The organism is Fulvimarina manganoxydans (assembly GCF_900176465.1).
GTDB classification, from domain to species: Bacteria; Pseudomonadota; Alphaproteobacteria; order Rhizobiales; family Rhizobiaceae; genus Fulvimarina; species Fulvimarina manganoxydans.
The window spans coordinates 1-1,111 of record NZ_FWXR01000053.1 but is presented as its reverse complement, the minus strand read 5'-3'; the positions used below and the strand labels follow the sequence as shown (position 1 = coordinate 1,111).

The 1,111-nt window shown below is 61.3% G+C and carries 1 protein-coding gene; it reads left to right on the top strand.

Annotated elements, in window-relative coordinates; all coding sequences use genetic code 11:
- The first annotated feature begins 168 nt into the window (after positions 1-168).
- Complete coding sequence (locus B9A15_RS23940; RefSeq protein WP_084413150.1) at positions 169-1,098, top strand: IS110 family RNA-guided transposase; 930 nt, start codon at positions 169-171, stop codon at positions 1,096-1,098.
- The last annotated feature ends 13 nt before the right edge of the window (positions 1,099-1,111 follow it).

The window sequence follows — 1,111 nt, the reverse complement described above, 5'->3', positions numbered from 1 at the left end:
CCTGTGTGTTTGGGATAGTGTAGAGTGAGTGCGGGAAGGAGACCGACGGGACCCTGATCGCCCACGGGTAGATCGTGGCATGGCTCGATCCCTTCCCGCTTCGCTCGTTCAACCTGAACAGTTGCATGAGGCTGCTGGCGCAGACCTCGCATCACAGGATCAGGCTCCATGACCATACACCAAACCGTCCTTGGCTGCGACATTTCCAAGTCCTTCCTCGATGTTTTCGACCCGCGCAGCCAGCGCTGCGAGCGCATTGCCAATGACAAACACGCCATCGAGGCGTTCGCGGCCTCTCTGGCCGGCACGGATTGTCTCGTCGTCTTCGAGGCAACCGGCGTTCATGACCGGCTCTTGCGTCATGCGCTCGGCGAACATGGCATTGCCGCGCGTCGACTTAATCCGGTGCAGGCGCGCCGCTTTGCCGAGATGCGTGGACGCCTCGCCAAGACCGACCGGATCGATGCGACCAGTCTGTCGGATTTCGGCAAGATGGTTCAACCAAACCCCGATCCCGCCCCTTCCAGAGATCGCGAGCGACTGGCGGCGCTGGCCAGGCGGCGCGATCAGCTCGTCGAGCTGCGAGCCCTGGAAAAGCGCCATCGTGCCGATGCCTTTGACGCCAGCATCATCGCCGATATCGACGTCGTCATCGAAAGTCTTGGCAACCGGATCGCTGCCATCGAAACCGAGATCGACCGGCACACACGGCGCGACGTCGAACTCACCGCGGAACTCAAACGGCTGACCTCGGCGCCGGGCGTCGGCAAAATAACGGCGTTGACCCTCGTGGCCCATCTGCCCGAACTCGGCTCCCTGACGCCAAAGAAGATCGGCGCCCTGGCCGGCCTCGCACCATTCAACAATGACAGCGGGCATCGCCGGGGACGCAAGCACATCAAGGGCGGAAGACGCCGCGTGCGCAACGCTCTCTACATGGCCGCCCTCGGTGCCATTCGCGCAAACACCCGTTTCAAAAGCTTCTTCAATGCCGTCACAGACAGATCCGGATCGAAGAAAGTCGCAATCATCGCCGTCGCCAGAAAGCTTCTCACCGTCCTCAACGCCATGCAGAGAGACAAAAAGGCCTTCGCATGAACACAGTTGCCAT

Bases quoted from the DNA above. Each gene is read 5' to 3' on its own strand.
- B9A15_RS23940 (WP_084413150.1), top strand. From the start codon at position 169: ATGACCATACACCAAACCGTCCTTGGCTGCGACATTTCCAAGTCCTTC.